At 73.9% G+C, this 2,938-nt stretch carries 2 protein-coding genes; one reads left to right on the plus strand and one right to left on the minus strand.

The window, feature by feature from the left end; translation table 11 throughout:
• Nucleotides 1-140: 140 nt before the first annotated feature.
• Nucleotides 141-1,760, minus strand: a complete 1,620-nt coding sequence (locus DI573_RS14570) for a PucR family transcriptional regulator (RefSeq protein WP_292815843.1) — start codon at nt 1,758-1,760, stop codon at nt 141-143.
• Nucleotides 1,761-1,825: 65 nt separating this feature from the next.
• On the opposite strand from DI573_RS14570, the gene DI573_RS14575 reads away from it, so the two are divergent.
• A partial coding sequence (locus tag DI573_RS14575) for an aminotransferase class III-fold pyridoxal phosphate-dependent enzyme (RefSeq protein ID WP_292815846.1) occupies nt 1,826-2,938 on the plus strand: 1,113 nt, incomplete at its 3' end.

A 2,938-nucleotide genomic window follows, 5' to 3' on the forward strand; every position in this document is an offset into this window, starting at 1 on the left:
CGCCGCGCCGCCGCGCCGCGCCGCGCCCGCCGCTACGCCGAACCCACATTTTTGCAGCGAGCCACCATTCGTCGGGTGGGGTTTCGCTGCAAATGTGTGGGTTCGGCGCGACGCGGGGCCCGCGGGGGCAGGGGTGGGCGTCAGTGCAGCGCGCGCAGGTCGGTCCAGAGGTCGGCGCGCGCGGCGAAGCCCGACAGGTCGCGGCCGAGCAGACGGGCGGCGAGGGCCACGTGCGCCCGCACCGTATGACGATGGATGCCGAGCTCCTGTGCCGTGCGTTCGTTCGAGCCGTCCTGCTCGAGCCACGTGCGCAGGGTCGCGATGAGGGTCGATCCCGCGGTCGCGTCGCGCTCGAGCAGGGGAGCGAGCCGCGACCGTGCGATGGCGCGGGCGGCCTCGGCGTCGACGAGGGCGAGGACCCCGTCTCGCGCGGCGTCGCCGAACCGCGCGAGTCCGGTGCCCGCGCCGCGCTCCCGCGCGATCCGCGCCTGCTCGAGCCCGGCCGCGAGCTGTTCGTAGGCCACGGCGTCGGACACGCCGATCCGCAGATCGTGCTCGCGGGCGAGCGCGGCCACCGCCGGCAGCGGATCATCCGCGCCCGCACCCGCACCTGCGCCCGCGCCCGCACCCGCACCCGCGCCCGCACCCGCACCGACGATCAGCACGATGCCGTCCTCGGTGCGGCCGTGGATCACGGCGCCGCGATGCTGCTCGGCGATCGCGTCGAGACCCGTGACGAGGCTCTCGCGGCGAGAGGCGGCAGCATCCGTCCAGGCGATGTGCACGGGGGCGGGGGGTAGCCCGCCCCAGAGCTCGCGGGCCACACGGCGGGCCTCGCCCACGCGCCCCGCGCGCAGCAGCTGCACGAGCGCGCCCCGCAGCTGGACACGCGCCCGGGCGAGGTCGCGCCCCTGCTCGAGAGCCAGACCCACCATCGCGACGACGGAGGTCACGACCACCCGCGCCTCCGCATCGAGGTCGCCGGCCACCGCGATCACGCCGCGCAGATGACCGCCGCGGCCGAGGGTCTGCAGGGTGTACGGCGCCTCGTCCGCCCGCAGGGTCGACGCGGCCCGCGCCCCGCGGCGCAGCACGCGGCGGGCCTCGTCCGCGACGGCCGCGGGCACCCCGGTGCCGAGCGACCCGGGCGGGTGTTCGACGGCCAGCCCGCCTCCACCGTCGAAGAGGCCCACCCACGCGCCCAGCTGGCGGGACAGTTCGGCGATGCTCTCGTCGAGACCGTCCGGGCGCAGGGCGGCGAGAGCGATGGAGCGCTGGGCGGCGAGCGACCAGCTGCGTCGGGCGTAGTCCTGCGCGGCGATCGCCTCGGCGTTGGCGCGCGCGACCGCGATGAACGGGGTGCGGTAGGGAACCTCGAACAGGGGGAGGCGAGCGTCGGCGCACGCGCGGGCGAGAGGCGCGGGAATCCCCGCGCGCACGACCTCGGTGCCGAAGCCCAGGGCGACCACCCCGCGCACGACCAGGCGCGCCACGTAGGCCTCGTAGGGCTCGGGGTCCTCGCCCGCGGTGGTGAACTGCGTGCCGGTGGTCAGCAGCGCCAGCCCCTCCGAGAGGAACGGAGTCGGGTCGGCGAGATCCGAGCTGTGCACCCAGCGGATGGGGGCGTCGAGGGCGCCCGTCGGCAGGTCCTCATCGCGCACGGCGAGTGCGAGTCGCAGCTCGGTTCGGCCGAGCAGTGCTCGCAACGTCGGGGCGGGGGTGTGCGCGTTCACGTCTCCGGTGTACACCTCGTACAGCACGTTCGCAAAGAATGTACACAGGGGCGGATGCTGTCGCGCAGCATCCGCCCCTACGCTCGGCGCTCATGAGCGTCACCGAAACCCTTGCCCCGCGTCCGGTCGGCGGCCCGACACTGCCTCAGGAGCGGCGCCTGGTCACCGAACTGCCGGGACCCCGCTCGCGCGAGGTGCTGGATCGGAAGGCGCGGGCCGTCGCGGCGGGAGTCGGCCACACGGTGCCGATCGCCGCCGTCGCGGCCGGCGGGGGCGTCGTCGTCGACGCCGACGGCAACTCGCTCATCGACTTGGGGTCGGGCATCGCGGTCACGACGGCGGGCAACGCCAATCCCCGCGTCGTGACCGCGGTGACCGAGCAGGTCGCGCGCTTCACGCACACGTGCTTCATGATCGCCCCCTACGAGTCGTACATCGCGGTCGCCGAGGCGCTGAATCGCCTGACTCCGGGCGACCACGACAAGCGCACGGCCCTGTTCAACTCGGGCGCCGAGGCCGTCGAGAACGCGGTCAAGATCGCCCGCAAGCACACGGGACGCCAGGCCGTCATCGCGTTCGATCACGCCTACCACGGACGCACCAACCTCACGATGGCCCTCACGGCCAAGAACATGCCCTACAAGCACGGTTTCGGCCCCTTCGCCGGCGAGGTCTACCGCGCGCCGATGTCGTACCCCTTCCACGACGGCCTCACCGGACCCGAGTCCGCCGCCCGCGCGATCACGCTGATCGAGAAGCAAGTCGGCGCCGAGAACGTCGCGGCGGTCATCATCGAGCCGATCCAGGGCGAGGGCGGATTCATCGTCCCCGCCGACGGGTTCCTGAACACCCTCGTCGACTGGTGCCGCGACAACGGCGCCGTCTTCATCGCCGACGAAGTGCAGACGGGCTTCGCCCGCACCGGACGCTGGTTCGCGAGCGAGCACTTCGGCATCGTGCCCGACCTCGTCGTCACGGCGAAGGGCATCGCCGACGGACTACCCCTGTCGGGGGTGACCGGGCGCGCCGAGATCATGGATTCCCCGCACGCGGGCGGACTCGGCGGCACCTACGGCGGCAATCCGCTCGCGTGCGTCGCGGCGCTCGCGGCGATCGAATCGTACGAGGCGGACGGTCTGCTCGAGCGCGCGTCCGAGATCGGCGCGCAGCTCACCGGTCGTCTGACGGCGCTGCAGGCCCGCGAC

The sequence above is a fragment of the Microbacterium sp. genome (genome assembly GCF_003248605.1).
In the GTDB taxonomy this organism is placed as follows: Bacteria; Actinomycetota; Actinomycetes; order Actinomycetales; family Microbacteriaceae; genus Microbacterium.